We start from the raw sequence: 26382 nt of genomic DNA on the forward strand, positions 1-26382 counted from the left end.
GCCATCGACATTCCTTGGGGGGAATTCGTGTTCGTAGACGACAGACTCAGCATGCGGTCCAGCGGGAAACCGCCGGTCCTGGCCAAAGACCCGCTGGTCTACCGGACCGACCGGGGCAGCTTCTGGCACCTTCGTTCGGCCAAGAAGAGCAACGGGTACGTCCTGACCGTGTGCGGCCGCCGGCTGGGCACCTGGCACGTGCTGCCGCCGCGCCGGCTCAGCAAGGTCGCGCCCGACCAGGTGTGCGTCGGGTGCCTGCGCAAGACCCCGATCGGGGAGGTGAAGCGCCCGAGCGGATCAGGCGACCTCGAGCAGGCTCAGGTCGGTGAGCCACTCGACCGGCGCGACGTCGTCGGTGTAGACCGTCCCGCCCCGGAGGCCCGGCTCGAGCCGGGAGGCGGAGTCGGTGAGGGCGCCGGCCAGGTCGGCGGGCTGCGACTCGGCGGTGGCGGTGAGGTTGGCGGCGGGATCGGCCTCAGGGTCGGCCGTCGCGACGAGGTGGGTGTTGGTCGGGCCGGAGTCCGAGCGCCACACGGCCTCGCCGAACGAGGTGCGCAGCGTTGCGGTGAGGACCTTCTCCAGCGCTGTCGAGCCCTCCGGGTGGGCTGAGTTCACGACGAGCACCCCGCCCGGGTTGAGGTGGGCCTTCGCCAGCGCGAAGAACTCCTTCGTCGTCAGGTAGAAGGGGATGTACGGCTGGTGGTAGGCGTCGACCATGATCGCGTCGTACTTCCGGGTCTGCTTCTGCAGCCACGGGCGGGCGTCGGCGGTGTGGAGGTGGAGGTTCGGCTGGTCCTGGAGGTCGAAGAGCTCCTGGCCGACCTTGGTGACGTCCTCGTCGATCTCGACGGCGTCGACCCGGGTCTCGGGGGCGAAGTGGCCGAACTGACGCGCGGTCGTCCCGGCGGCCGAGCCCAGGATCGCCACCGACTTCGGGGCCTCCGCGCCGGCGTACGACAGGGAGAGCATCTCGTCCCAGTAGGCGCCGGTGAGCCACTCGCCCTCGGTGTAGACCGAGTGCACGGCGTGGCCCTCGTTGAGCTCGAGGTAGCGGGTGCCGTCGTCGTACTCGACCACGCGGGCGTACTGGTACTCCGTCTCCTTCTCCCAGATCACCTCGCCGCCGTTGCTGGTCAGCGTCTTGATCGACCCGGTCGGGAACGCGATCAGAGCGAGGATCGCGATCGGGACGACGGCGGCCGGCAGGCGGCGCTTGACCAGGTGCGGGATCGCGCAGACCGCCATGCAGAGAGCGAAGATCAGGAACGTACGCCGCGTCCCGACGACCGGGATGAGGAACAACGAGGCGGCGAAGGTGCCGACCAGCGAGCCGACCGTCGAGATCGCGTAGAGGCGCCCGGCCGCGTGGCCGGCGTCCTCGACGGCCTCGACGCTCAGCCGGACCGCGTAAGGGCTGACGATGCCGAGCAGGAACAGCGGGATCGCGAGCAGGACGCCGACCCCGACCAGCGAGCCGGCGAAGGTGGCGATGCTGAGCTGGTCGACCGCCTTGACCGCGAGCGGGAGGAACGGGTCGGCGATGAACGGCACCGCGGCCAGGAGGGCGGCGGCCACGAGCACGATCTTGGCGAGGCCGGAGGGGTGCGGGTTCCGGTCGGCGATCCGGCCGCCGACGGAGTAGCCGATCGCGAGAGCCACCAGCACCGTCGCGATCGTGTTGGCCCACACGATCGTCGAGTCGCCGAACCACGGAGCGAGCAGGCGGGCCGCGGCCATCTCCGATCCCAAGGTGCCGGCACCGACGGTGAAGACGAGGAGCTCGAGCGCACGCGCACGCATTTTCATGGAGGTGAACTTATCCGGCGACTCCAACGTCCGCACACGGACCCGGTCGAGGCGTACGTCGCGCCCGGATCCGGTCGAGCACGGCGGGCTGTCCGAGCAGTACGCCACCGAGCACCAGCGCCATCCCGAGGGCGCTCACCGGGGTGAGGTGCTCGCCCGCGAGGACGAGGCCGATGAGGATGCCGGCGACCGGGTTGAGCAGACCGACCAGCGACACCGCGGCCGCGGGCAGCCGGCGGGCGCCGCGGAACCAGACCGCGTACGCGACGACCGTGCCGACGATGCCGATATAGGCGTAGCCCCCGACCGCCGGGAGGTCGAGCGTGGGTGGTGGGCCTTCGACGAGGAGGGCCACCGGGGCGAGCACGAGTCCGCCCAGGACGAGCTGCCAGGCGGTGAACGTGAGCAGTCCGACCGGCGGCTGCCAGACCTTGACCAGGATGAATCCGGTGGAGAACACGGCCACCGAGGCGAAGGCCGCCAGGACGCCGACCAGGTCGAGGCTCGCGCCGCCGCGGAGCACCAGCAGGGCCACGCCGACGGCGCCGACGACGCCGGCTGCGAGCGACCCGGCGCGTGGTCGCTCCCCGGCGAAGGCCCAGGCCAGCAGTATCACCACGATCGGCGAGACCGCGGTCAGGGTCGCGGCGAGGCCGCCGGGGAGCCGGTAGGCGGCGACGAAGACGAGGGCGAAGAACGCTGCGAAGTTGAGCAGCCCGAGCGCTGCCGTGCGCCACCACCAGGAGCCGTGGAGCAGGCCCGGCCGGAGCGCCAGGAGCAGCAGCCCGAAGGGGAGCGCCCGGACCACGGCACCGAACAACGGGCGGTCCGGCGGCAGGAACGTGGCCGTGACGAAGTAGCCCGATCCCCAAGCCACGGGGGCGATCGCGGTCAGTGCGAGGGTGACCAATCTACTTTCCATGGAAGAGATAATATCTTCCGCGTCAGATATATTCCAGAGTCATGGCAGACCATGTCTCAACCGTGATGGCGCAGTGGGAGCGCGAGCGCCCCGATCTCGACATCACCCCGCAGGCCGTCATCGCCCGGCTGCACCGCCTCGCGCTGCGACTCACCGACGAGCTCGTCCAGGTCTACGCCCAGCACGGACTGGGTGAGGGGGAGTTCGACGTGCTCGCGACGCTGAGACGGCAAGGCGCTCCGTACGCCCTGACTCCGAAGGAGCTCGGCGAGCAGACGATGGTCTCCTCGGGCGCGGTCACCAAGCGGGTCGACCGCTGCCTGGCCCAGGGCTGGGTCAGCCGGGGCCGTCGTGACGAGGACGGTCGCGGGCGCCGGATCACGCTGACCGAGAGCGGACGCGAGCTGATCGACGCGGCCTTCACCGACCACATCGCCAACGAGCACCGTCTGCTCGCCGTCTTCACCGCCGCCGAACGGCGGTCGCTCGCGCGGCTGTTGGAGAAGTGGGCCGAGCAGACCGGGGCTTGAGCTTGCCCCAAGGGCAGACGCCAATCTGCTGACACCGGTGACCTTCACCGGGGAGGATGGTGGACATGAGCGGCCTGAAGGGGCTTGTGAACATCGGCGACTTCGCCCGGGCGACCGGGCTGACGCCGAAGGCACTGAGGTTGTACGACGACCTGGGTCTGCTGCCGCCTGCGGAGGTGGATCCCCACTCGGGCTACCGTCGCTACACGTCTGACCAGGTAGGACTCGCCCGGCTGGTGGCAACGCTGCGCCTGGTTGGGATGCCGCTGGCCCGGATCCGGGAGATCCTCGACATGCCGGCCGTCGCCGCGGCGGCGGAGGTCGAGAGGTACTGGCGGCAGGTCGAGGCTGACACAGCCACGCGTCGCACCATGGTCTCCATCCTCGTCCACGCGATGAGGAACGAGGCACGACCGATGACAACCACCACCGAAAGACTGCACGCGGAGTTCGGCGTCAGTCACGAGCAGGGTGGCCGCGCCACCCAGCAGGACGCCATCCTGGTGACCCCCGAGCTGATCGCCGTCGCCGACGGTTTCGGGGATCGCGACGATCTCGCGGGGGCGGTCCTGACCGCGTACGCCGCGGGCGGGCTGACCTCGGCGATCCAGGAGGTCTTCGCCGAGGTGCCGAAGTCGGGCACCACCCTGACCGCGATCGACCTGCACGGCTCGGTCGCGCGGATCACCCACATCGGCGACGCGAGGGTCTACCTCGTACGCGACGGGGACGTACGTCAGGTCACCCATGACCACACCGTGGTCGCCGCCATGGTCGAGGCGGGCCAGCTGACCCTCGACGAGGCTCGCTCCCACGAGCACCGGGCACTGCTCAACCGCGCCCTCGTGCCCGGGGTCGTCGCCGACGAGATCACGCTCGACCTGCTGCCAGGCGACCGGCTCGTGCTGAGCACCGACGGCGTCCACTCCTACGTGGACGACCTGGACGCGCTGATCACCGCCGAGGCCGGACCGCAGGAGATCGCCGATGCGGTCGCCGCGGCCGTGGTCGCCGCGGGGGAGCCGGACAACCACACCATCGTGGTTGCCGATCTGGCCTGACTTCGCAGGGATACCCGGTTAACCGGGTATCCCTGCGCCTAGCCGCGCCTCCGCCACCAACGCCGCCGCGGGGTGGCCACAGGCTCATCGCCCAGCTCGGCGGCAGCGGCGGCGAACGAGTCGCGCAGGGAGGGGTAGACGAGCTCGATCTCGGGGTGCTCCGCGAGGGTCTGGGCGATGCGTCGGGTGAGCCGCTCGCCGACGCCGGCGATGTGACGTACGACGGCGTCGACCTCGTCGTCGGTGAGCTGTTGCGGGTGGTACGGCTTCTGCGGCTTGGCCCGCAACAGCTCGCGCATGGGCTCGAGGGAGTCGATGTCGTAGCGCAGCGCGAGCGCGTGCAGCTCGTCGTCGGCGACCTTCCGGAGCCGTTCGTGGTCGGCGGGAGGGATCAGGGTGTAGGTCGTCGGCCCGAGGGGGCAGGACTGGAGGTGGATGTCGAGGCGCTCCTGGAGCTGCGGCCCGAGCGGGAGGACGTTGAGCGCGCGCTTGATCTCGAGAGCGTGCAGCGAGTAGGAGAGGTTGACCTTCCGCAGGGACAGGTCGCCGAGCCCCGCCGTGTCGATCCCGGCCGTGTCGAGCAGGTCGGTGAGCAGGTTGTCGCCGACGAAGAGCTCCGGCAGGTAGGGCCGGAGCACGAGCCGGGAGCGCACCGTCTCGGAGTCGAGCGCGTGGTAGAGGTGCTCATGGCCCAGCCACCCGCCGTACACGCCTGGCGACGGCTCGAACGGCTCGACGTGCGAGAGCCGCTTGACCCGCTGGTTGTAGTCGGACTCGAGGAACGCGAGGGGATCGCGGACGTACAGGACGAACCGCGCCTCCGGCGGCAGCAGCTCGGCGATCCCGGGCAGCTCGGGGAGGAACGCCTCGGAGGAGAGCAGCAGCGTGTGGCAGCCGCTGGCCTCGAACTCCCCGAGCGTCCGGGCGACCTCCCGGGGCGAGGCCACGAAGAGATGCCCGGAGCGCTCCATGAGCGACCCGGCGTTGCCGGCGCTGATGCCGTTGGTGTCGACGCTGTGCTGGGGGTAGAAGATGCCGGCCCGCGCGAGCTCGTCCGCATGGGTGCTGAAGAAAGCCTGGACCGCGGAGGTGCCCGTTTTGGGGAGGCCGGCGTGGATGACGATGGACTTCACAGGGACCGATCCGGTAGGCGTCAGAGTGCCCGCCGCGATCGACCAGCCGGTGACGGGCGCCGGTTGGCCGGGGATGGTGCAGGGGGCGAACTACACCGTATCGATTCAGATCCCCGAGGCAACCCCGCGGCGGCTAACCGAGATATCCCAGACTGCGGATCCGCCCGATCTCCTCGCGCAGCTCGTCGTGGCTGGCGTTGTCGGCCGCCCGGCCGCCCGCGATGTAGTGGCTCTCCTCCGCCGCGGTGCCGTCGTAGACGACCGTGAACCGGTGTCCGACACCCGCGTTGATGAGCCCGCCGAGAAGCGCGACCGGGTCGGAGCGGTCCTCCAGCGACAGCACCCGGGTGGACTCCGGGACCCTCGGCGCTGCCGCGCCCGGAGCCCCCACGGTGACCACCTGGTCCACGACGTACGCAGCCCCGGCTGACGCCGCGATCGCGGCCGCCGCGGTTCCCCCTGCCGCTGCGCCGACGAGCATCACGTGCGAGCCAGTCTCGACCGTCTTCTCGATGGTCCGCGACGCGGTGGCGATGTAGTCGGAGAGGTCGCCGGAGACGAGCCGCAGCCGCCGGCTGCCGGCGTACGGACCCGGGAGGTAGGCGATGTAGCGACCGGGTGCCGTCTGCTGGACCGCGACACCGGACTCGGTGGCCTCGAGGGTGCGGATCAGCTCCTCGATGGTCGCCGGGGTGCCCGCGGTGACATCGCCGACCTTTGTCTCCTCGGCGGTGGTGGCCAGCGCCTCACCGACGTCGCGCAGCGCGTGACCGGCGTCGGTCGTGAACGCGTCGATGCCAGCGGCGCGCCGGGCGCCCGCGGTGGCAGCCGCGGCGTCGTCGCCGCGCGGGAAGTCGGCGGTGAGCAGCGAGCGCAGCTCGAGCGACTCGAGCAGCCCGCCGCCGGTGGCGATGTGGTCCATCAGCTCGGGGTGGCCCTGGGCGAGCTCGCCGAGGTAGGCGGTGACGCCCTCACGGTCCAGCGCGTCGGTCTCGATGAGTCCGGCGGACAGCAGCGACCCGCCGAGCTCGACCTCGGGTGCGAGGTAGTCGAGCGCGTTGGCCGCGATCGCGCCCAACGAGCGGCGGGCCGCTGCCTGGAGCTCGTCGATCCAGCGATAGGTCTGCACCGTCGCGCGCACCGAGACGGCGTCGGCGTCGAGCGCCTGCCCGAGGCCGAGGACACCACCCTTCTCGGAGACGGCGGCACGGATCTCGTCCTCGGCCGGCTCCCAGGTCTTCGCGGAGAGCTCGGCCGAGTCGGTGACGTCGTCGTCGGCAAGGATCTCCGCACCGAGCTCGGCCCACTCGCGCAGCTGCGCGCCGGCGTCGCCGATCGAGCTCGCCAGACCGAGGATCTGCGCGTACTTGTCCTCCGGCCCCGCCGGCGGCGGTGCCGGGTCGGCGGCGCCGCCCGGGACCGGACCCAGGCGGTCGACCGGAGCGTTGGCTGCGTTGTTTCCGGCCTCGTTCATCGGGCCACCTCCGCGAGAACAGGGGCAAGGTCTGCGGCGAGCTCGGACGGCTCGACGCTGGTGATCAGCAGCGTCAGCTCTCCGTCGAGCGACACCGTACGCATCGAACGCCAGCCGTCGTTGACCAGCGTCCAGGAGACGGTGCCGATCAGCGGGTGCTCCGGGTCGGCGGTCGTCGCCACGACCGCGCGCAGCCGGCCGTGGGTCTCGGTGGACAGGGCCTCGAGTGCGGTCGAGACGACGACGTCGCCCGCGGTCAGCACGGGCACCAGGTCGCCGCGCCCGGTGCGCAGCGCCTCGAAGACGGCATCGGCCGTCGCGAACGGGACCTCGAGCTTGTCGGGCACCGCCGACGTCAGCCGGGCGGTGTCGCCCGGCAGCGTGGCGGTGCGGCCGAGCTCGGCCGCCCAGGCTGCGGAGGGATACCAGGACAGCTCGAAGACGAGCCCGTCCACGGTGGCGAGCGAGGCGGCTGCGTCGCCCTTCTGCCGGTGCCAGGCACGGCCGTGCAGACCGTCGACGACGACGTCGAGGTCGATGACCACCTCAGGGGTCGCCAGGAGCCCGAGGGCACCGGCGATCCCGGAGTCGAGGGTGCCGTCGGCGTCGAGGAGATCGCGTCGCTGCAGCGAGGTGCTGCCCTCACCGAAGCCGGCGAGCGCGCGGTCCAGGGCCTCGGCCTCGGCCGCCGAGCGCGTACGCCCCAGCCGGGCGTCGAGCCCCTCCTCGCGGTGCGTCGCGACCTCGAAGGGGAGCGGCGCCCCGATGGTCTCGCAGGCGTGGGTGAGCTCGGGAAGGGTCAGGCCGACCCGTCGGGGCACGCCTGCCCACGGCTCGGTCGGCGCCGCCGGAGCGGGTCCCAGGTCGATCGTGGTCATCGAACGGTGACCTCCAGCCAGTCCTTGTGGCCCGGCTCAGGGGCCTCGAATCCGTTGAGCTTGCCGTCGGTGATCAGCGTCTCCGCGCGCGTCTCGGCCTCGGCGATCTGCTCCTTGAGCAGGTCGACCTGCTTGAGGTGCTTGGCCAGGCTGTCGGCCGCCCGATCGTGCTGCTCGGCGGCGATCCGCAGCGCGGTGGCACGCTCCTTCATCCGCCCGCGGAGGGACTCGGCCGCACGACCGTGCCACGGCACGGCCTCGGCCTGGCTCACCAGCTTGTCGGCACTCGCGCGGATGTCGTCCGCCTGCTCACGCAGACGGTTCACCCGACGGCGGATCACGTCGCTGTCGCCGTACATATCCCTCCTCAGACAGTTCTCTGAGATGGTCCTACCCCGCTGTGCGAGTTCTAAACGTAAAATCCTGAACTTTCTCAAAACCGCCCGCGACGCCCTAGCTGTTCTGACCACGGACGTTAGGTACGGCGGGCCGACTGGACGATGACGAAGACCTCCGGGTGAGGTGTGGAGCTACCACGCACCCACATCCACCACGGAGGTCTTCGTGTCCCACGCTAACGCCACCCTCACACCAGCGGGACGTCTGCGCCTAGCCAAACTCGTCGTCGACAAGGGCTGGTCCTACGCCAGGGCCGCTGAGCGGTTCTCCGTCGGTGTCACGACCGCGCGGCGCTGGGCCCAGCGCTATCGCGAGCTCGGCAAGGCCGGGATGGTCGACCGATCCTCGCGTCCGCACCGCTGCCCGAACCGGCTGCCGCAGCGGACCGAGCGACGGATCGTGAAGCTGCGGGTGACGCGGCGCTGGGGACCAGCCCGGATCGCCTACCACCTCGGCCAGAACCCCTCCACCGTTCACCAGGTCCTTCGACGCAACGGCTGCCCGCGACTGAAGTGGACCGACCCGGCCACCGGCGCCCGGATCAAGACCTCCTCACGAGACAAGCACCGCTACGAACACCCAGCACCCGGCGACCTGATCCACGTCGACGTCAAGAAGCTCGGCAAGATCCCCGACGGCGGTGGGTGGAGGGTCTTCGGTCGGGACTCGGCACAGGCGCGAGCAACTCACGCGGCCCGCGACCGGGCAGGCCGAGCCGGTGCCGCGTCCTCGCGCGGCTACGTCTATCTGCACCACGCCGTCGACGACCATTCCCGGCTGGCCTACTCCGAGATCCTCAGTGACGAGCGTAAGGAGACCGCAGCAGCGTTCTGGAAGCGCGCCAAGAGGTTCTTCGCCGCCCACGGCATCACCGTCAAGGCCGTGCTCACCGACAACGGTTCCTGCTACCGCAGCCGGCTCTGGGCCAAAACGCTCGGCCGGCGGGTCAAGCACCGACGCACGCGGCCGTATCGACCACAGACCAACGGCAAGGTCGAACGGTTCAACCGGACACTGCTCGAAGAGTGGGCCTACGCCACGACCTACACCTCAGAAGCCGACCGAGCAGCCACATACCCCGCATGGCTGCATCACTACAATCACCACCGCGGCCACACCAGCCTCAAAGGCAAGTCACCAATCGACCGCGTACCCAACCTCCCCGGCCAGAACACCTAGCGAAGGACGGTGGAGAGACGGTCGAGGCCCTGCTCGATCTCGGCGGCGGAACCGGCGAAGGAGAGACGTACGAAGCGATGGCCGTCGACGGGATCGAAGTCGATCCCCGGGGCCATCGCGACACCGGTGCGGTCGAGTACCTGGTGGCACCAGGCCATGGTGTCGTCGGTCCAGCGGCTGACGTCGGCGTAGACGTAGAACGCACCGTCGGCCGGGGCCATCTCGGTGACCCCTAGGGAGCGCAGGCCGTCGAGGAGCACGCCACGGTTGGTCGCGTAGCGGGTCACGTGGCTGTCGAGCTCGGCGTAGGCGTCCGGGGTGAACGCGGCCACGGCGGCGTGCTGGGCGAGCGCCGGCGGGCAGATGGTGAAGTTGCCGACCAGGACGTCGATCGCGCGCCGTAGATGGGCCGGGGCGAGCAGCCAGCCGATGCGCCAGCCGGTCATCGAGAAGTACTTGGAGAACGAGCCGAACACGACGGCGTCGCGCGAGGTCTCCCAGGCGCTGCGGCCACGGCTGCCGTCCCCACCGTAGGTCAGCCCGTGGTAGATCTCGTCGGAGATCAGCTGGATCCCGGCCTCCTCGCAGTAGCGTGCCAGCCCGGCCAGCTCCTCGGGGCGCAGCATCGTGCCGGTCGGGTTGGCCGGGCTGGCCACGACCAGGCCCTTCAGCCCGACGCGCTCGTGCAGCTCCTGCACCTGCTCGACGGTCGGCTGGAACCGCTCGGCCGCACCCGTCGGGATCTCCACGACCTCGCACCCGAGGGCCGCGAGCACGTTGCGGTAGCAGGGGTAGGACGGCCGGGCCATCGCCACCTTGTCGCCGACGTCGAAGGCGGCCAGGAAGCTGGCCAGGAACCCGCCGCTGGCGCCGGTCGTGACGATCACGTCCTCCGGTGAGACCTCGATCCCGTGCCAGGCCCGGTGATGCCCCGCGATCGCCTGGCGCAGCTCCAGGATGCCGGTCGCCGGCGTATAGCCCAGCGGGTCACCGCTCTGCAGCAGTCGCACCGCCTCGGCAGTGACCGCCTGGGGTGCTCCGGTGGACGGCTGCCCCGAGGTGAGCGAGATGAGGTCCGCGTACGTCCGCTGCCTCTGCGCCGCGCGCTCGAGCATGTCCATCACGTGAAAAGGAGGCACGTTCGCGCGTTGGGCAACAGTCAGGCGGTCCATAGGGGCAAACATTAGGGCGTGGCTGAGAATGGCCCGGATGGCATGCGTCGTCAGGGTGCGTGCTGGCCAAGGCGCCGCTCCGAAGGCATACCGGGGTCTTTCGAGGAGCGGCAACGCCGGCCAGCGCGTGCCATGGCGGCGCATGCCGCCGGGCAATTCTCGGACACGCCCTAAGATGCAGTTCCAGAGGTCGGAGGGGGGCCCGACGCAGATGAGCTTCGATGTCCATCAGCTCGACATGTTCGTGCTGATCGGCTCCCTGGTCACGCTCCTGGCGATCCTGGCGGTGCGGGTCTCGACGAAGGCGGGCCTGCCGTCGTTGCTGATCTACCTGCTGATGGGGGTCCTGCTCGGGGAGTCGGTGCTCGGGATCCGCTTCGACGACGCTGCGGTGGCGCACGCGATCGGCTTCGGCGCGCTGGCGCTGATTCTGGCCGAAGGTGGTCTGACGACCTCGTGGAAGGACGTACGTCCCTCCTTCGGTCTCGGCCTGATGCTGGCCACGGTCGGGGTGGTGGTCTCGATCGGGATCGTCGCCGTGGGGGCGCACTACCTGCTCGGGCTCTCCTGGCAGCTGGCGTTCCTGCTGGGGGCGGTGACGTCGCCGACCGACGCGGCCGCGGTGTTCTCGGTGCTGCGGGTCGTGCCGCTGCCCAAGCGGCTGACCGGTGTCCTCGAGTCCGAGTCGGGGCTCAACGACGCCCCGACCGTGGTGATCGTGACGCTGATCGCCAGCGGTGCGATCGGGGAGAACCATCCGGTCGTCGTGGCCGGGATCGTGATCGGCGAGCTGCTGCTGGGCATCGTGATCGGTCTGCTCGTCGGCTTCGGCGGTGCGTGGCTGATGCGCAGGGCTGCGCTGCCCTCCGCCGGTCTCTACCCGCTGGCCGTGCTGACGCTGGCCTTCCTGGCCTACGGCGGGTCGTCCTGGCTGCACGGATCCGGGTTCGCGGCGATCTACGTGGCCGCGCTCGTGCTCGGCAACACCGATCTGCCCCACCGCGGCGCCACCAGGTCCTTCGCCGAGGGCGTGGCCTGGCTGGCGCAGATCGGGCTCTTCGTGATGCTCGGGCTGCTGCTCTCCCCGGGACGTATCGACCTCCAGACCATCGGTCTCGCGCTCGCCGCCGGGCTGATCCTGACGTTCCTCGCCCGGCCCGCGTCCGTGCTGGTCAGCACGCTGGTCTCCCGGATGTCGTGGCGCGAGACGGTGTTCGTCTCCTGGGCCGGGCTGCGAGGGGCGGTGCCGGTCGTGCTCACGACGATCCCCCTGGCCGAGGGCGTCGACGGTGCCGAGGAGCTCTTCGACCTGGTTTTCGTGATGGTCGTCGTCTACACGCTGCTGACCGGGCCGACGCTGCCCTGGGTCGCGCGGGTGCTCGCCGTCGCCCGGCCCGACGACCCCCGATCGCTCGATCTCGACGTCGCGCCGCTGGAGCAGATCGCGGCCGACCTGATCCAGCTCCGGATCCCGCGCGAGTCGCGCCTCCACGGTGTCGAGGTCGGCGAGCTCCGGCTGCCCTCGGGGTCGTCGGTGTCGCTGCTGATCCGCGGCGGACAGACCCTGGTGCCGGAGAGCACCACGGTGCTCCGTGCCCGCGACGTGGTCCTCGTCGTCGTGCCCCGCCACCAGCGTGAGCAGGCCGAGCGGCGCCTCGAGCTGGTCAGCCGGAAGGGCCGCCTCGCCGGCTGGCTGCGCTGAGGGTTACTCGACCGGAGGACTGCAGATCGTGGCGTCCGCCTTGGCGGTGACCGTCTTGTCGCCGCCGGTGACCTCCGGGAAGTTCTCGCCGGTGACGACCACGATGCCGGGGACGTCGTACTTCTTCTCGACGATCTTCGCGTCGCCGAGCCAGCTCGCGACCAGCGCGGCGGAGGGCGCGTCCTTGTCGGGCGTCCACACCTCGACGGTCTTCAGCCGGGTGCCGCTGGGCGCGTTGCCGGTCCGACCCTTGACGAAGCCCTCGTCGACGAGGTCCGTCATCGCCCGGGTGGCGAGCCCGGCCCGCGTGCTCGCGTTGAGCACGGTCACGACCACCTGCGAGGGGTAGACCTCCGAGCCCTTCTTGACCGACGTGTCCACGCACGGCCCGACGTCCACCTTCTGCGGGAAGGGTGCGGTCATCGCCTTCCATCCCCAGGCACCGGCCAGAGCGACCGCAGCCGCGAGGACGGCGAGGATGATGAACGTACGAAGTCCCGTGAGGGCCGAGTCGAGCATGACGCCGAGCCTAACCGCTCAGCATCTCTAGCCGAGCGTGTGCACGCGGGCGTGGAGCACGTTGCGCTGCTGGAGCGCCGCGCGGAGCGCCCGGTGGAGCCCGTCCTCGAGGTAGAGCTCGCCGTTCCACTCCACGACATGGGCGAAGAGGTCGCCGAAGAACGTCGAGTCCTCGTTGAGCAGAGCCACCAGCTGGAGGGTGTCCTTGGTGGTCACCAGCTCGTCGAGACGGACCGTCCGAGGAGGCAGCGCGGCCCACCCCTTGGTCGTCAGACCATGGTCAGGGTAGGGGCGAGAATCGCCGACACGCTTGAAGATCACCCTCGTGACTGTATCGCCCCGCAACCAAATACCAACATAGAGTCCTCGTCATGACGGATGCTGCTGCTCTCTCAGAAGCGGTCGGGCCCGGCTACCAATTCGAGGGCTCGGCCCTCGAGCTCGGGGGGCTGATGGCGGACGCTGAGACGTTGACGGAGACGCCGATCCGCATTCCTTTGGGGATGCTGAACAGGCATGGCCTGGTCGCCGGTGCGACCGGCACGGGAAAGACGAAGACCCTCCAGCTGCTGGCCGAGCAGCTCTCCGCGGCCGGGGTCCCGGTGTTCGCCGCCGACATCAAGGGCGACCTCTCCGGTCTGTCTGCCCCGGGCGAGTCGAGCGAGAAGCTGACCGCGCGGGCGGCCTCCGTCGGGCAGACCTGGCAGGCGCGCGGGTTCCCGGTCGAATACTTCGCGCTCGGCGGCGAGGGCACCGGCATCCCGGTCCGGGTCACGGTCGATGCCTTCGGCCCGACGCTCCTCTCCAAGGTGCTGGGCCTCAACGAGACCCAGGAGTCCTCGCTCGGGCTCGTCTTCCACTACGCCGAGAAGGAGGGCCTCAAGCTCGTCGGGCTCGACGACCTGCGGGCGGTGCTGCAGTGGCTGGTCTCCGACGAGGGCAAGGTCGATCTCAAGGATCTGGGCGGCCTCTCCTCCGCCACGACGGGGGTGATCCTGCGTACGCTCATCGCCTTCGCCGACCAGGGTGCGGACGAGTTCTTCGGTGAGCCGGCCTTCGCCGTCACGGATTTCGTACGCAACGACGGCGAGGCCGGGATCATCTCGCTGCTCGAGCTGCCCAACCTGCAGGACCGGCCGGCGATCTTCTCGACCTTCCTGATGTGGCTGCTCGCCGAGCTCTTCCGGGCGCTTCCCGAGGTCGGCGACGCGGACAAGCCGAAGCTCGTCTTCTTCTTCGACGAGGCGCACCTGCTCTTCAACGACGCCTCCGACGCGTTCCTCGACCAGATCACCAACACGGTCCGGCTGATCCGGTCCAAGGGAGTCGGCGTCTTCTTTGTGACCCAGAAGCCGACCGACGTCCCCGAGGACGTGCTCGGCCAGCTCGGCTCACGCATCCAGCACCAGCTGCGGGTCGCGACGCCCAACGACGCCAAGGCGCTCAAGGCCAGCGTCAACACCTACCCGACCTCCTCCTACGACGACCTCGGCGCGGTCATCCAGACGCTCGGCATCGGTGAGGCGATCGTGACCGTCATGAACGAGCGCGGCGCGCCGACGCCGGTCGCCTGGACCCGGCTGCGGGCGCCCGAGGCGCTCATGGGTCCGGCGGAGGCCGCGGCGATGACGGCAGCCGTGGCGGGCTCACCGCTCGCGGCGAAGTACTCCACGGCCGTCGAGGTCGAGTCCGCCGTCGATCAGCTCAAGACGAAGACGGACGCCGCGGCGGCCGCGCGGACGGCCGAGGCCGAGGCGAAGGCGGCCAAGAAGGCTGCCCAGAAGACCGCCCCGAAGAAGTCCTCGGGATCACGCTCGCGGTCGCGGGACGACGACGACTCGATGATCGAGACGGTGGTGAAGTCGACCGCGTTCAAGCAGGCCGCGCGCACCGCCGCGAGGGAGCTCGTCAGGGGACTCTTCAAGCGCCGCTGAGCCACCTCGATATCTGATTGGCCCGGGCATGGGCAGACTCCTTATCGTCTGCTCATGCCCGACCTTCTCCTCCGGAACGTACGCATCGTTCCGCTCTCACCTCGGGCGGACGTGCCCACCGAGGTGGTTGACGTCCTCGTCACCGACGGTCTCGTGTCGGCGGTCGGAGAAGGCCTGTCCCGGCCCGATGGCGTCGAGGCGTACGACGCGGGCGGCCGCTGGCTGGTGCCGGGACTGTGGGACGCCCACACCCACCTCGGCCAGTGGACGCTGCGGGCCAGCCGGCTGGACCTGCACGGGACGCGTTCGCCGGCCGAGGCGCTGGCGCGGGTCGCGGCGGCGGCACGTGAGATCCAGCCGGGTGAGGCGATCGTCGGGATGGGCCACTCGGCCGGAACCTGGGACCGCTGGGGCACCGTCTCCGAGCTCGACTCGGTCACCGGCCCCGTCCCCGCGATCCTGGTCAACCACGACTTCCACCACGCCTGGCTGAACACCGCGGCCCTCGACGCCCTGGAGCTTCCTCGCCGTGAGGACATGGTGCAGGAGACGGAGTGGTACCAGGCCTATCCGCGGGTCGCGGAGCTCTTCGAGAGCCGCGGGAGCACTCCGGCGGCCTATCGCCGGATGCTCACCCGGACCGCCGCGCTCGGGGTGGTCGGGATGACCGATTTCGAGGTCGGCGTCCGGCTCGACGACTGGCGGTCACGATGGTCGTCCGGCTGCGACCTGCTCCGGATCCGGGTCGCGACGTACGCCGACCAGCTCGACGAGGCGATCGCCTCGGGTCTTCGCACCGGCGACCCGCTGATCCCCGGCGAGGACCGGCTCACGATGGGACCGCTGAAGATCATCAGCGACGGCTCGCTGGGCACCCGCACCGCGTGGTGCTGCGATCCCTACGCCGACGACCCGGACAGCTGCGGGGCGCCGAACCAGTCGCCCGAGGAGCTGACCGGGCTGCTCGGGAAGGCCCGCGCGGCCGGCCTGGAGGTGGCCACCCACGCGATCGGCGACCGGGCGGTGTCGGAGGCTCTGGCGGCGTACGCGGCCACGGGTGCGCGCGGAAGCATCGAGCACGCCCAGCTCGTACGTCGCGAGGATCTGCCGCTGATGGCCCGGCTCGGGATCACCGCCTCGGTGCAGCCGGCCCACATCCTCGACGACCGCGAGATGACCGAGGACGTCTGGCCGGGGCGGGAGGAGCGCTGCTTCGCGACCCGCTGGATGCTCGAGGAGGGGGTGCGGATCGCGCTCGGTTCGGACGCCCCCGTTGCGCCGCTCGACCCGTGGCTGGCGATCGCCTCGGCCGTCGGGCGCTCGCGAGATGGCAAGGAGCCGTGGCATCCGGAGCAGGCCCTGACCGTCCAGGAGGCGCTGACGGCCTCGGTGGACGGCCAGCCGACGGTCGCTCCCGGATCTCGCGGCGACCTGGCCCTGCTCGACATCGACCCGCTCCGGGCCTCGGTCGGAGACCTGGCCGCGATCGCCCACGGCGGCGTCGTGCTGACCGTGGTCGGCGGGCGGATCGTCCACCGTACGGCCTAGGCGCCCTCGAGAACTGCGAAGGCCCGGCCGTCGTTGGCCGGGCCTCACGCATCGGGATCGTGGATCCCCCCAAATCAGATGCTGGTCACGCGGACCAGCGGACCGAGTCGTCGACGAAGTCGGCGAACACGTGAACACCACGCAGGTCCTGACGCTCCTCCATGAGCTTGGTCAGGGCGCTGGCGTGGCGGAACTTGAGGCTGCGCTGCTTAGCGGCGCTGCTGGCCTCAGGCTCGATCGCGGTGAGTGTTTCCATCGAGGTCCCCCCTACAACGGATAGATGGTGTGCATCGTGGTTTGTCTTGCGCATCAAGCATCCCGCCCTCAAGTCGCGAGCAGGTTGTTTGAACGTTACAAGCCGGTTTCGGTAAAAGAAATGCCCGTCGATGCCTGTCGCGGTATCTGCCGAGCGATAGGGCCGAATCTCGCTAGACAAAGGGGACGGAAGGTCAGTCGGCGGCGGTTCTGAGCGTGCCGACGGCCCGGCGGGCCTGCTCGAGGAGCCGCAGCGCCGCGCTCGCGTCGGGCAGGTTCGGCTCCGGGGACCAGAGCTGGTCGGCGTCGCGGATCGGGCCGGCCCCGTCGACGATCGGGTCGAGATCGGTCACCAGCGCCCCCTTCGACGGGTCGCCGGCGAGCGCCGCGCGGATCGCGTCGAAGTCGATCGGGGACGCCGAGGCGATCAGCGTGGCGTTGCCGAACCGCGCTCCCGCCAGCGCGGACCCCTGCACGATCATCGCGACATGCTCGAAGACCGTACGCAGCGTCGCGAGCTCGCGCCGGGTGAAGAGCAGTTCGGGGCCGGCGACGGAGTTCAGCACCAGCCGACCCTCCTCGCTCAGCGCACGGCGAGCCGCGGTCATGCACTCCAGCGAGGTGAACGCCGGCGGGATCCGGTTGCCGACGAAGATGTCGATGACGACGGCATCGTGCTCCGACCCCGGGTGCGCCTCCAGCCACGAGCGAGCGTCGGCCGTCTCCATCGTGATCCCCGCGGGCAGGGGAAACCGCGACGCGGTGAGCTCGACGAGCGCGGGCTCCAGCTCCACGACCGTCTGCGTGGTCGACGGCCACCTATGGGCGACCGCGCGGGGCAGCGCGAGCAGCGCCCCGCCGAGGTGGGCGGCCGTCCGCGGCGCCCGGTCGCCGAGCGCCGCCAGCATCCACCGGATCGAGGCGAGCTTCGGCGGCTGCCCGGGGTCACCGAGGTGGGACTGCGCCACACCGTTGATCTCGATGACCCAGCCGTCCTCCTTGCGTACGAGATCGGCGGTGCTGCCGTCGGAGAAGACGATGCGCTCGGGGCTCCCGGATGGCCCGGAGGGTGTTGACATACGTCGATCCTGCCAGACACCATCGCGCCCGAGCCGGGAGATTCCGGTAGCCTTCTGGCGTTGTTGGGTCAGCGCCGAAAATACTCGGACATCGGGCGTGAGGAGTTCTTGCGGTGGAGATATGGGAGGTCGCCGAAAATGACGACCGGATCGAAGGTCTCACCGCCGACGGAAAGCCGGACCCGGCCTACGCTGCCTCGCTCGGGCTGAAGGACGCGCCCCTGGGCCGTCGGGCGGCCGCCGCGGCCGTCGACATCGTCTGCTACCTGGTCCTTCAGGTGCCGTATCTCGTCTTCACCCTTCCGCTGCTGCTCAAGCTGGCCCAGGGCAAGTTCGGCTTCGCCCGGTTCCTGAGCCACCCCGACTTCACGCTGGCCGCGATCGCCGGCGGTGCGACCGTGCTGCTGTCGCTGATCTTCGTCATCGTCCAGATCGTCTTCCACGGCCGCCGCGGCGTCACGCTGGGCAAGTCCATGGCCGGGGTCCGATCGGTCAACGTCAAGACACTCGAGCGCCCCGGCGTCGGCCGCGCGTTCCTCCGGGCCCTCGTGCTCTGGGGGTCCGGCATCGTCCCGATCGCGCCGATCGTCTTCCTCGCCTCGCCGCTGTTCGACAAGGAGAACCGTGGCCGCGGCTGGCACGACAAGGTCGCCGAGACCTGGATGGTCGACGTCCGCGAAGGTCTCGATCCCTACGACGAGAAGCGGATGCGCATCGCCCGCAAGACGGTCGCGGCCGCGCCCGTCGCGGAGCGGAAGTCGCTGCCCTCGCTCAGCACGCCCAACGACCACGACGCCGGCAGCTACCGTCCCGCGGGGCGGGTCAGCGCCGGCGTGCTCGGGGTGTCCCGTCCGAAGGCGAAGCGCGAGGAGCCCGGTGCCTCCCCAGGTGGTGCGCTCGCGACCCCGCCGTCGGGACCGGTGGCGCCGAAGCCGGTGATGCCGTCGATCCCGCCCTCGCGCGGTGTGGTGCCCAACCAGGGACAGACCGTGCCCCCGCCGCCCCCGACCCCGACGCCTGCCCCGACCCCTCACCCGACTCCGGCGCCCGCCCCGACGCCGGCGCCGATCCCGACTCCCGCGCCGACCCCGCCGCCGACCCCGACCCCGACGCCGGCTCCGGCTCCGGCGCCCACCACCGGCTCCCACCAGCCTGCGGCACAGTCGCGCGGCATCATGCTCAAGGTCGACTCCGGCGAGCGGATCCCGGTGTCCGGCCTGGTGCTGGTCGGTCGTGACCCCGCCCTGACGGAGAACACGCTCGGGGCGCGTACGGTCTCGATCATCGACGTGTCGGTCTCGAAGACCCACCTCTCGCTGCGGCCCAGCGGTGACGGTGTCGAGGTCACCGACCGCGGCTCGACCAACGGCACCGTGGTGATCCACGAGGGTGCCACCCGCCGGCTGAAGGCCTGGGAGCCGGTGCTGGCCCCCGTCGGCGCGATGATCCGGTTCGGCGACCGCTCCGCCCTGGTGCGACGCGGGTGACCGCGTTCCCGCCCGCACGATCTTTCTGCATGGTCTTTCAGCACGTTGACGAGGGGAACGAAGGATGAAGGTCAAGCTCACTCTGCACCGGCCCGGTGTCGCGCCTGCGGATGTGATCGTCACGGCTGACTCCACTGCCACCGCTGGTGACGTCGCCCGGCACATCGCCGACGCCGACCCGGCTCGTTCGATCATCGCGGGTGAGCACGACGTCTTGACGTTGGCGGTCGCTCCGCCGACCGCCGACCGGATGGAGCCGCTCCAGCACGACATCCCCATCGGCGAGGCGCCGATCGGGTCCGGCTTCGCCGCAGCGGTGGTGAACCTCGGCCCGGACGCCGAGGCGACCGGCTCGCGGCGGAAGAGCGTCGGCGTGCTCCGCGCCATCGACGGTCCGGTCCGGGGACAGGCGTTCCCGCTGGTCACCGGCCACGCCTCGATCGGCCGTGGACCTGAGAACGAGATCGTGCTGGCCGACCCGATGGTCTCCAAGCGCCACGCCCGTATCGAGGTGGACCGCTCCGTGGAGCTGGTCGACCTCAACTCCGCCAACGGCGTCGTCGTCGACGGCACCCAGGTCTCCCGCGTACGTCTGGCGCCGGACACGCCCGTCATCATCGGCAGCACCACGCTGGTCATGCAGCTCTCCCAGGACTTCCTCGACACGGTCGAGGACCCGGTCCTCGAGCGCGGTGGCGGCCTGCTCTTCAACCGCAGCCCTCGGGTCGACGTCCGCTACCCGGGCACCGAGCACCCGCCGCCGTGGATGCCCACGGAGATGCAGAAGAAGCTGTTCCCGTGGTTCGTGCTGATCGCGCCGATCATCATGGCGCTCTCCATCTACGCGATGACCGGTCGCGCCCGGGCGCTGCTGCTGGTCGTGATGACGCCGATGATGGCGGTCGGCAACTTCATCAACCAGCACCGCCAGGCCGGCGCGAAGCAGGATCACGAGATCGAGCTCTTCGAGCGGCAGTTCGAGAAGCTGGAAGAGGTCTTCTACCGCAGCAAGCCCGAGGAGGAGCTGGCGCGCAACGAGGAGGTCCCGCCGGTCGCGGAGGTCTTCGAGCAGGCGATGCAGCTCGGTCCGCGCCTGTGGACCAGGCGTCCTGAGCACTGGAACTTCCTGGCCGTACGTCTCGGCACCACCCGCGCGCTCTCGCGCAACTCGATCGCGGAGCGCGACACCCAGAACGGCCTGCCCGAGTTCATCGAGCGGATCGACCGTCTGAAGGAGCGCTACAAGTACGTCGACGACGTACCGCTGCTGGAGTCGCTGCCGGCGGTGGGCTCCGTGGGTGTCGCCGGTCCGGCCGGCCCGGCGGCCGACGCGATGCGCGGGATCGCGGTGCAGCTCTTCGGTCTGCACGCGCCCAACGAGGTCGTCACCGTCGCCTTCGCCGACCCCGACTGGGTCGAGGAGTTCGAGTGGCTCAAGTGGCTGCCGCACACCACCTCCGAGACCAACCGGTTCAAGGACATGCCGCTGGCCGACTCCGCGCCGACGGCCAACGCCCTGCTCAGCGCGCTGGAGGAATACATCATGCGCGCCGGGCGGACCGCGGAGCACCGCGGCCCGTTCCCGGAGAAGTGGAACCCGATGCAGTACGGCACCGACGTCGCTCGGGCCGGCGAGGAGACCAACGCGCGGGTGCAGGTCTCCATCATCGTCTTTGTCACCAACGACGCTCCGGTGGACCGTGCCCGGCTGGTGCAGGTGCTCGAGCGCGGAGCCGATGTCGGCGTACACGCCGTCTTCATGTCCTCCACCGTCGAGGCGCTGCCGGCGGTCTGCCGCAGCTACCTGGACGTCAGCGAGGGCCTGGAGCGCGCCACCGTCGGACTGGTCCGCAACGGTGACCTCTACGAGGGCGTCACCGTCGAGGGCGTCTCCAACGCCTACATGGACATGTTCGCCAAGCGCCTCGCGCCCGTCGTGGACGCCAGCACCGTGGTCCACGACTCCTCCGACCTCCCGAACTCGGTCAGCTTCCTGTCCCTGGTGGGCAACGAGGTCGCCGAGGACCCGCACTCCGTCGTCGAGCGCTGGGCGCAGAACAACTCCATCATCGACCGTTCCGACCGGCCCCGGCCGCGCTTGAAGAAGGCCGGAAACCTGCGCGCCATCATCGGCCAGGGAGCCTCCGACGCGATGACTCTGGACCTGCGTACGCAGGGTCCGCACGCCCTCGTCGGCGGCACCACCGGTGCCGGTAAGTCCGAGTTCCTGCAGGCGTGGGTGCTGGGCATCGCCTCGGCGCACTCGCCCGACCGGGTGACGTTCCTCTTCGTCGACTACAAGGGCGGCTCGGCCTTCGCCGACTGCATCGACCTGCCGCACTGTGTCGGCCTGGTGACCGACCTGAGCCCGCACCTCGTACGCCGCGCGCTGACGAGCCTCAAGGCCGAGCTGCACTACCGCGAGCACCTGTTCAACCGGAAGAAGGCCAAGGACCTCCTCGAGCTGGAGAAGCGCCAGGACCCGGAGTGCCCGCCCGCGTTGGTGCTGGTCATCGATGAGTTCGCCGCTCTGGCCGGCGAGGTCCCGGAGTTCGTCGACGGTGTCGTCGACATCGCCCAGCGAGGCCGCTCGCTCGGCATCCACCTGATCATGGCGACCCAGCGCCCGGCGGGTGTCATCAAGGACAACCTGCGGGCCAACACCAACCTCCGCGTCGCGCTGCGGATGGCCGACGAGACCGACTCCAAAGACGTCGTCGACGACCCGGTGGCGGCGTCGTTCCCGCCGTCCCTGCCCGGCCGCGGCATCGCGAAGACCGGTCCCGGTCGCCTGACGCCGTTCCAGTCCGCGTACGCCGGTGGTTGGACCCGCGAGGACGAGGTGGTCACCGCTGACGTGAAGGTGGCCGAGCTCAAGTTCGGTTCGATCACCGAGTGGGAGCCGGAGCGTCCGCCGGAGAGCGACTCGCACGACGAGGATCTCGGCCCCAACGACCAGAAGCGGATCGTGGCCACGCTGATCAAGGCCTCGGCCACCGCCGGCCTGATGACCCCGCGGCGTCCGTGGCTCGACGACCTGGCTCCCGTGGTCGACATGCGCGACCTGCCGCTGGAGGGCGATGGTCAGATCCTGCTGGGTCTCGCCGACATCCCGGAGCGTCAGCAGCAGAACGCGGTCTACTTCTCCCCGGACCGGGACGGCTCGCTGCTCATCTTCGGCTCGTCCGGTTCCGGCAAGTCGACGCTGCTCAAGACGATCGCGACCGCCGCTGGTGCCCGTCCGGAGCTCGGCACGGTGCACGTCTACGGTCTCGACTTCGCCTCCGGCGCGCTGGGTGCGATCGAGCGTCTCCCGCACGTCGGCTCGATCATCGACGGCGACGACGCCGAGCGTCTGCAGCGGCTGATGCGTACGCTCGAGCGGGAGATGGACCGCCGCTCCGAGCTGTTCTCCAAGGCTGCGGCCGCGAATCTCACCGAGTACCGCGAGATCGCCGACGCCTCGATGCCGCGCATCCTGCTGCTGATCGACAACTACCCCGAGTTCAAGAAGGAGTGGGAGATCGCCGCCGGTCGCGCGCCGTTCTACCAGTCCTTCATGCGTGTCCTCGGTGAGGGCCGCCCGCTCGGCATCCACGCGGTGATCACCGCCGACCGGTCCGGGTCCGTCCCGACGGCGGTCTTCGCGAACATCCCGCGCCGTGTCGTCATGCGGCTCTCCGACCCCAGCCAGTACGTCCTGGTCGGAGCACCCAAGGACGTACTCAACGAGCAGTCGGTGCCCGGCCGTGCCGTCGTCGACAAGGCCGAGGTCCAGCTGGCCGTGCTCGGCGGCACCACCAACGTGGCCGAGCAGACCAAGGCTCTCGACGAGCTCGTCAGCCAGCTGCGTGCCCAGGGCGTACCTGAGGTCGGGGAGATCGGCGCCCTGCCGACGAAGATCTCCAGCCGGGCCATGCCGGCACAGGTCAACGGACAGCCCGTCTTCGGTATCGCCGACGACACCCTGTCCGCCCGCGGCTTCGACCCGATCGGCTCGTTCATCATCACCGGACCGCCGCAGTCGGGTAAGACGAACGCCCTCAAGGCGCTCGTCGAGTCCGTGGAGCGCTTCGACCCCGAGGTCAAGCTGTTCCACCTCGGCAGCCGTCGCGCCACCCTCGGCGACTTCCGCCCGTGGGTACGCAGCGCCACCCGCCCCGACGACGAGAAGGCGCTCGTCACCGAGCTCGCCGAGATCGTCGCCGACGAGTCCTTCCCCGGCCGCATCATGATCGTCGCCGAGGACATGACCCACCTGGCCGACGGTCCCGCCGACCGTCCTATGCGCGCCCTGCTGCAGGCCATCAACAACTCCGACCACCTCTTCATCGGCGACGCCGATGTCACTCGAGCCGGCGGCGGCTCGGGCGTCATGGGTGAGTGGAAGGCCGCTCGTCAGGGCATCGTGCTCAAGCCGGACACCTACGACGGCGACACGCTGTTCAAGGTTCCGTTCGGCAAGCTCAAGCGCACCGACTTCCCTGCGGGTCGCGGAATCTTCGTCCAGGCCGGTCGCACGGTGACCATGCAGATGCCTCTGGCGAGCGAATCCGAGGGTTCTGCATGAACCTCTGCACAAATCGCACAACGAAGGTGTTTTTACCCTTCACAGGGGCGAAGACAGTGGCCTACGGTGGCCAGCGGCGTTCGTACGGGCGTCACCTCATGAAAATCCCGGGAGAGGCAACAATCGATGAGTGACTTCGGCGCAACATACGACGAGATGACCGGCACCGCCGACAAGCTCGACCAGGGCAAGGACACGATCGAGTCGGCTCTGGACGAGTGCCAGGGCTATGTGGACGAGCTCGTCCAGGACGGGTTCAAGACCGAGAAGGCGTCCGGCAAGTTCCAGGACGGCTACACCGAGATGACCACGGGCCTCAAGGACGCCATCGCAGGTGTCGAGGACATGGCACAGGCCCTGCGCGACATGGCGACCGCCATCCAGGACCTGGACTCGCAGCTCGCCGGCGGCTGAGCCGCAACGCTTGCCAGATGGTGGGCCGGCCTACGCCGGCCCACCATCAGCGTTCTCGGACAGGTACTGCGGTGTCGACTCTCGCCGGTACCTCCCCCCAGAATCAGCAGAGACTTTACTTTCAAAGATGTTTAGAACTGGACGTAGCGGGTAGGACTACCGCGACGACGTTGATCGCCTGGATCTCGGACCACACCCGGGACGACGGTGTCGGCTCGTCGGGTTCACGCTCCACGAACACGTGATGCGTGAGCGAAGGTGACGAACGGCGCCGCAATGGGTGTCGTGAAATGGGAAAATCGCGGGAAAGGCGATGATCGATGACTGACTTCGGGGCAACCTACGACGAGATGACCGGCACTGCCGACAAGCTCGACCAGGGCAAGGACACGATCGAGTCCGCCCTCGATGAGTGCCAGGGCTACGTGGACGAGCTCGTCCAGGACGGGTTCAAGACGGAGAAGGCGTCGGGCAAGTTCCAGGACGGCTACACCGAGATGACCACGGGCCTCAAGGACGCCATCGCTGGCGTCGAGGACATGGCGCAGGCCCTGCGTGACATGGCCACGGCGATCCAGGACCTGGACTCGCAGCTCGCCGGCGGCTGAGTCACAACGCTTGTCGGATGGTGGGCTGGCGTCTGCCGGCCCACCATCCTCCATTCTCGGTCACGCGCCTACGGTGACGACCCCCGCTGGCGCGCTTCTGTAACCACGTGAAAGGTGCGTGCCATGGCGGACATTTTGATCAAGATCTCCGAGCTGGAGACGGTCAGGACCTCATTGGACTCGATTGTCCAGGAGTTCGAGAACGCCACGAGTAGCTCCGAAGACCTCGAGGCTGACATCGGCGACCCGTTCGATAGAAGCGACCTGCGGGACAAGGCTTGTGAGTTCGAAGAGCGCTGGGATGACAAGCGCGATGAGCTCAAAGAGAGCCTGAAGAAGGTCAGCGAGCACATCAAAGGCGTCATCGACGGGATCGAGAACTGGGACAGCGAAACTGCGCTGCAGTTCGAGCCCAAGAGAGAAGTTGCCCGACCCGCGTCGTAAGCGCTGGTGAAAGGAAGAGCATATGTTCGGTGGCATGCCGGATTCCCCTAGAGGGCGCGAGATCAAGACGGTCGAGGGAACTCCGTCCGGGATCATCGAGCGAGGCAAGGAGATCGAGCGCCTCGGAAAGATGATGGACACCTCGGCCGACACGCTGCGGAGCATCAAGGAAAACAGTTTCGCTGGTGGTCAGCAAGAGGGAAAGGCGATCGAGAAGCTTCAGGAAACCATTGGTGAATCCTATAAGACTCTCGAAGAGGCGGCTGACCTCTACAAGCCTGTAGGCCCCGTGCTGGTGAAGTACGGCGAGATGCTGGAGACCTACAAGCCGCAGATCGACAGCACGGCGCGGAACTGCAACGACCTCTGGGCTACATACGAGAGCCTTCCGGGAGACAAGGACGACAGCACCACCGAGGACGACGGTGGTCTTCTCGGCATCGGCGACACAGACAAGGAAGAGGCCGCCGAGAACAAGGCCAAGAAGGAAGCGTACGAAGCCTGGGAAGATGAGGCTGAGCAGTTCGACACCTGGTACGGCGTTTGGGAGGACGCGTTCGACGAAGCGGTCACGGGTATCTCAGACGGCCTTTCCGGCTCCATCGAAGATGGATTCTGGGACAACTGGGGCGACGTCATCGAGGTTCTCACCGAGATCCTCAGCTGGGCTGCCCTTATCGTCGGCGTGGTAGCTCTCTTCTGTGGCGGGTGGATCGTCGCGCTCGCAGTCGGCTTGGCGATTGCTGCCTTCTTGCTGACCGGCATCAAATACCTCAATGGCAAGGCCTCCGGACTCGAACTGTTGCTGGCAGGACTAGCGATTTTCCCCGTCGGAAAGATCACGAGTCTGACGAAGTTCGCGCAGTTTCCCAAGCTCGCCAAGGCGGGTGGAATGATGAACGCGATCAGTCGCACATGGAAAGCCACGGGCGGTGGTCCGCTGCGTGAGCTGGCGAAAAACTACAACAAGCCGATCCGGCTCCTCACCAAGTCCGAGATCGGTGAGAAGCTGCTCGGTCAGGGCGTCAAGTCGATCCGCAAGGGAAACATCGGCCTCTACATCGGCAACCGCTCAGCTCTGGAGTCGGGCCTGGGGATGGTGCGTAACCTCTCCAAAGTCGACTCTGTGGCGAGCAGGGTCGGCGCGTTCAGCAGTCACTACGGCAGCGTGGCGACGGCGATCAGCAGCAGCGGCGGAGTCGACATCAGCATTCCAGGGCCTGTCGGAGCGTTCATCTAGTGGGGTCGTCATACGTAGCGGGCTCTAA

At 69.2% G+C, this 26382-nt stretch carries 23 protein-coding genes; 12 read left to right on the forward strand and 11 right to left on the reverse strand.

Going from position 1 to position 26382, the window contains the following annotated elements; translation table 11 throughout:
- Positions 1-297: 297 nt before the first annotated feature.
- Together ACWZJV_RS16135 and ACWZJV_RS16140 are read right to left on the reverse strand one after the other, a co-directional pair.
- Positions 298-1806: a spermidine synthase gene (locus ACWZJV_RS16135; RefSeq protein ID WP_457177121.1), complete on the reverse strand. Its 1509-nt coding sequence runs from the start codon at positions 1804-1806 to the stop codon at positions 298-300.
- A gap of 10 nt (positions 1807-1816) precedes the next feature.
- A complete protein-coding gene (locus ACWZJV_RS16140; RefSeq protein ID WP_457177122.1) occupies positions 1817-2728 on the reverse strand; it encodes a DMT family transporter in 912 nt (303 codons plus the stop codon).
- Positions 2729-2769: 41 nt separating this feature from the next.
- Between ACWZJV_RS16140 and ACWZJV_RS16145 the strand changes: the two genes are divergently transcribed.
- Both ACWZJV_RS16145 and ACWZJV_RS16150 read left to right on the forward strand, forming a co-directional pair.
- Positions 2770-3258, forward strand: coding sequence for a MarR family winged helix-turn-helix transcriptional regulator (locus ACWZJV_RS16145; RefSeq protein WP_008356133.1), 489 nt, complete (start codon positions 2770-2772; stop codon positions 3256-3258).
- 65 nt (positions 3259-3323) lie between these two features.
- Positions 3324-4319 carry a MerR family transcriptional regulator gene (locus tag ACWZJV_RS16150; protein WP_457177124.1) on the forward strand — a complete coding sequence of 332 codons (996 nt, stop codon included), beginning with the start codon at positions 3324-3326 and terminating at the stop codon, positions 4317-4319.
- 38 nt (positions 4320-4357) lie between these two features.
- Here ACWZJV_RS16150 and ACWZJV_RS16155 read toward each other — a convergent pair whose 3' ends face one another.
- From ACWZJV_RS16155 to ACWZJV_RS16170, 4 genes are all read right to left on the reverse strand, one after another.
- Positions 4358-5452, reverse strand: a complete 1095-nt coding sequence (locus tag ACWZJV_RS16155; RefSeq protein WP_457177126.1) for a hypothetical protein — start codon at positions 5450-5452, stop codon at positions 4358-4360.
- 133 nt (positions 5453-5585) lie between these two features.
- On the reverse strand, positions 5586-6926 hold the full coding sequence (locus ACWZJV_RS16160; protein ID WP_457177128.1) for a hypothetical protein: 1341 nt from the start codon (positions 6924-6926) through the stop codon (positions 5586-5588).
- Positions 6923-7804, reverse strand: coding sequence for a hypothetical protein (locus ACWZJV_RS16165; RefSeq protein ID WP_008356144.1), 882 nt, complete (start codon positions 7802-7804; stop codon positions 6923-6925). The genes ACWZJV_RS16160 and ACWZJV_RS16165 overlap by 4 nt, the downstream gene beginning before the upstream one ends.
- Positions 7801-8163 carry a hypothetical protein gene (locus ACWZJV_RS16170; RefSeq protein ID WP_008356146.1) on the reverse strand — a complete coding sequence of 121 codons (363 nt, stop codon included), beginning with the start codon at positions 8161-8163 and terminating at the stop codon, positions 7801-7803. The genes ACWZJV_RS16165 and ACWZJV_RS16170 overlap by 4 nt, the downstream gene beginning before the upstream one ends.
- Positions 8164-8368: 205 nt before the next feature.
- Here ACWZJV_RS16170 and ACWZJV_RS16175 point away from each other — a divergent pair, with 205 nt between their 5' ends.
- A complete protein-coding gene (locus tag ACWZJV_RS16175) occupies positions 8369-9382 on the forward strand; it encodes an IS481 family transposase (protein WP_457176814.1) in 1014 nt (337 codons plus the stop codon).
- Here the strand turns inward: ACWZJV_RS16175 and ACWZJV_RS16180 are convergent.
- The gene (locus tag ACWZJV_RS16180; protein WP_457177131.1) at positions 9379-10503 is read right to left on the reverse strand and encodes an aminotransferase class I/II-fold pyridoxal phosphate-dependent enzyme; all 1125 of its coding nucleotides are present in this window, start codon (positions 10501-10503) and stop codon (positions 9379-9381) included. The two genes, ACWZJV_RS16175 and ACWZJV_RS16180, sit on opposite strands and share 4 nt — an antisense overlap.
- Before the next feature lie 262 nt (positions 10504-10765).
- Between ACWZJV_RS16180 and ACWZJV_RS16185 the strand changes: the two genes are divergently transcribed.
- Positions 10766-12256: a potassium/proton antiporter gene (locus tag ACWZJV_RS16185; RefSeq protein ID WP_040754684.1), complete on the forward strand. Its 1491-nt coding sequence runs from the start codon at positions 10766-10768 to the stop codon at positions 12254-12256.
- Positions 12257-12259: 3 nt separating this feature from the next.
- Here ACWZJV_RS16185 and ACWZJV_RS16190 read toward each other — a convergent pair whose 3' ends face one another.
- Positions 12260-12775 (reverse strand): LytR C-terminal domain-containing protein, encoded by a 516-nt coding sequence (locus ACWZJV_RS16190; protein ID WP_008356152.1) that lies wholly within the window; start codon positions 12773-12775, stop codon positions 12260-12262.
- Positions 12776-12802: 27 nt separating this feature from the next.
- Entirely contained in the window at positions 12803-13096 is a 294-nt protein-coding gene (locus ACWZJV_RS16195) for a type II toxin-antitoxin system VapB family antitoxin (RefSeq protein ID WP_008356154.1), read from the reverse strand.
- Positions 13097-13146: 50 nt separating this feature from the next.
- Here ACWZJV_RS16195 and ACWZJV_RS16200 point away from each other — a divergent pair, with 50 nt between their 5' ends.
- Positions 13147-14709 carry a helicase HerA-like domain-containing protein gene (locus ACWZJV_RS16200; RefSeq protein ID WP_008356157.1) on the forward strand — a complete coding sequence of 521 codons (1563 nt, stop codon included), beginning with the start codon at positions 13147-13149 and terminating at the stop codon, positions 14707-14709.
- Between the two features lie 54 nt (positions 14710-14763).
- Positions 14764-16257 carry an amidohydrolase gene (locus ACWZJV_RS16205; RefSeq protein WP_457177134.1) on the forward strand — a complete coding sequence of 498 codons (1494 nt, stop codon included), beginning with the start codon at positions 14764-14766 and terminating at the stop codon, positions 16255-16257.
- An 85-nt stretch (positions 16258-16342) separates the two neighbouring features.
- Here ACWZJV_RS16205 and ACWZJV_RS16210 read toward each other — a convergent pair whose 3' ends face one another.
- Together ACWZJV_RS16210 and ACWZJV_RS16215 are read right to left on the reverse strand one after the other, a co-directional pair.
- The gene (locus ACWZJV_RS16210; RefSeq protein ID WP_008356160.1) at positions 16343-16513 is read right to left on the reverse strand and encodes a hypothetical protein; all 171 of its coding nucleotides are present in this window, start codon (positions 16511-16513) and stop codon (positions 16343-16345) included.
- 193 nt (positions 16514-16706) lie between these two features.
- Complete coding sequence (locus ACWZJV_RS16215) at positions 16707-17591, reverse strand: spermidine synthase (RefSeq protein ID WP_457177136.1); 885 nt, start codon at positions 17589-17591, stop codon at positions 16707-16709.
- A 113-nt stretch (positions 17592-17704) separates the two neighbouring features.
- On the opposite strand from ACWZJV_RS16215, the gene ACWZJV_RS16220 reads away from it, so the two are divergent.
- The 6 genes from ACWZJV_RS16220 to ACWZJV_RS16245 all read left to right on the forward strand — a co-directional run bounded on the left by ACWZJV_RS16220 (position 17705) and on the right by ACWZJV_RS16245 (position 26354).
- Complete coding sequence (locus ACWZJV_RS16220) at positions 17705-19078, forward strand: RDD family protein (protein WP_457177138.1); 1374 nt, start codon at positions 17705-17707, stop codon at positions 19076-19078.
- 64 nt (positions 19079-19142) lie between these two features.
- Positions 19143-23648, forward strand: coding sequence for an FtsK/SpoIIIE domain-containing protein (locus ACWZJV_RS16225; RefSeq protein WP_196875841.1), 4506 nt, complete (start codon positions 19143-19145; stop codon positions 23646-23648).
- Positions 23649-23774: 126 nt separating this feature from the next.
- Positions 23775-24062 carry a WXG100 family type VII secretion target gene (locus ACWZJV_RS16230; protein WP_008356172.1) on the forward strand — a complete coding sequence of 96 codons (288 nt, stop codon included), beginning with the start codon at positions 23775-23777 and terminating at the stop codon, positions 24060-24062.
- A 320-nt stretch (positions 24063-24382) separates the two neighbouring features.
- Positions 24383-24670, forward strand: a complete 288-nt coding sequence (locus ACWZJV_RS16235; RefSeq protein ID WP_008356184.1) for a WXG100 family type VII secretion target — start codon at positions 24383-24385, stop codon at positions 24668-24670.
- A 123-nt stretch (positions 24671-24793) separates the two neighbouring features.
- A complete protein-coding gene (locus ACWZJV_RS16240; protein WP_457177140.1) occupies positions 24794-25114 on the forward strand; it encodes a flagellar protein FlgN in 321 nt (106 codons plus the stop codon).
- A 22-nt stretch (positions 25115-25136) separates the two neighbouring features.
- Positions 25137-26354 carry a hypothetical protein gene (locus ACWZJV_RS16245; protein WP_040754685.1) on the forward strand — a complete coding sequence of 406 codons (1218 nt, stop codon included), beginning with the start codon at positions 25137-25139 and terminating at the stop codon, positions 26352-26354.
- Positions 26355-26382: the final 28 nt, after the last annotated feature.

Source organism: Nocardioides sp. WG-D5, from assembly GCF_054031175.1.

Coding starts and splice junctions, on each gene's coding strand:
- ACWZJV_RS16170 (WP_008356146.1), bottom strand. CDS start 8,163: ATGTACGGCGACAGCGACGTGATCCGCCGTCGGGTGAACCGTCTGCGT.
- ACWZJV_RS16145 (WP_008356133.1), top strand. CDS start 2,770: ATGGCAGACCATGTCTCAACCGTGATGGCGCAGTGGGAGCGCGAGCGC.
- ACWZJV_RS16150 (WP_457177124.1), top strand. CDS start 3,324: ATGAGCGGCCTGAAGGGGCTTGTGAACATCGGCGACTTCGCCCGGGCG.
- ACWZJV_RS16215 (WP_457177136.1), bottom strand. CDS start 17,591: ATGTCAACACCCTCCGGGCCATCCGGGAGCCCCGAGCGCATCGTCTTC.
- ACWZJV_RS16190 (WP_008356152.1), bottom strand. CDS start 12,775: ATGCTCGACTCGGCCCTCACGGGACTTCGTACGTTCATCATCCTCGCC.
- ACWZJV_RS16245 (WP_040754685.1), top strand. CDS start 25,137: ATGTTCGGTGGCATGCCGGATTCCCCTAGAGGGCGCGAGATCAAGACG.
- ACWZJV_RS16205 (WP_457177134.1), top strand. CDS start 14,764: ATGCCCGACCTTCTCCTCCGGAACGTACGCATCGTTCCGCTCTCACCT.
- ACWZJV_RS16235 (WP_008356184.1), top strand. CDS start 24,383: ATGACTGACTTCGGGGCAACCTACGACGAGATGACCGGCACTGCCGAC.
- ACWZJV_RS16165 (WP_008356144.1), bottom strand. CDS start 7,804: ATGACCACGATCGACCTGGGACCCGCTCCGGCGGCGCCGACCGAGCCG.
- ACWZJV_RS16230 (WP_008356172.1), top strand. CDS start 23,775: ATGAGTGACTTCGGCGCAACATACGACGAGATGACCGGCACCGCCGAC.
- ACWZJV_RS16225 (WP_196875841.1), top strand. CDS start 19,143: ATGAAGGTCAAGCTCACTCTGCACCGGCCCGGTGTCGCGCCTGCGGAT.
- ACWZJV_RS16200 (WP_008356157.1), top strand. CDS start 13,147: ATGACGGATGCTGCTGCTCTCTCAGAAGCGGTCGGGCCCGGCTACCAA.
- ACWZJV_RS16180 (WP_457177131.1), bottom strand. CDS start 10,503: ATGGACATGCTCGAGCGCGCGGCGCAGAGGCAGCGGACGTACGCGGAC.
- ACWZJV_RS16240 (WP_457177140.1), top strand. CDS start 24,794: ATGGCGGACATTTTGATCAAGATCTCCGAGCTGGAGACGGTCAGGACC.
- ACWZJV_RS16210 (WP_008356160.1), bottom strand. CDS start 16,513: ATGGAAACACTCACCGCGATCGAGCCTGAGGCCAGCAGCGCCGCTAAG.
- ACWZJV_RS16160 (WP_457177128.1), bottom strand. CDS start 6,926: ATGAACGAGGCCGGAAACAACGCAGCCAACGCTCCGGTCGACCGCCTG.
- ACWZJV_RS16135 (WP_457177121.1), bottom strand. CDS start 1,806: ATGAAAATGCGTGCGCGTGCGCTCGAGCTCCTCGTCTTCACCGTCGGT.
- ACWZJV_RS16185 (WP_040754684.1), top strand. CDS start 10,766: ATGAGCTTCGATGTCCATCAGCTCGACATGTTCGTGCTGATCGGCTCC.
- ACWZJV_RS16140 (WP_457177122.1), bottom strand. CDS start 2,728: ATGGAAAGTAGATTGGTCACCCTCGCACTGACCGCGATCGCCCCCGTG.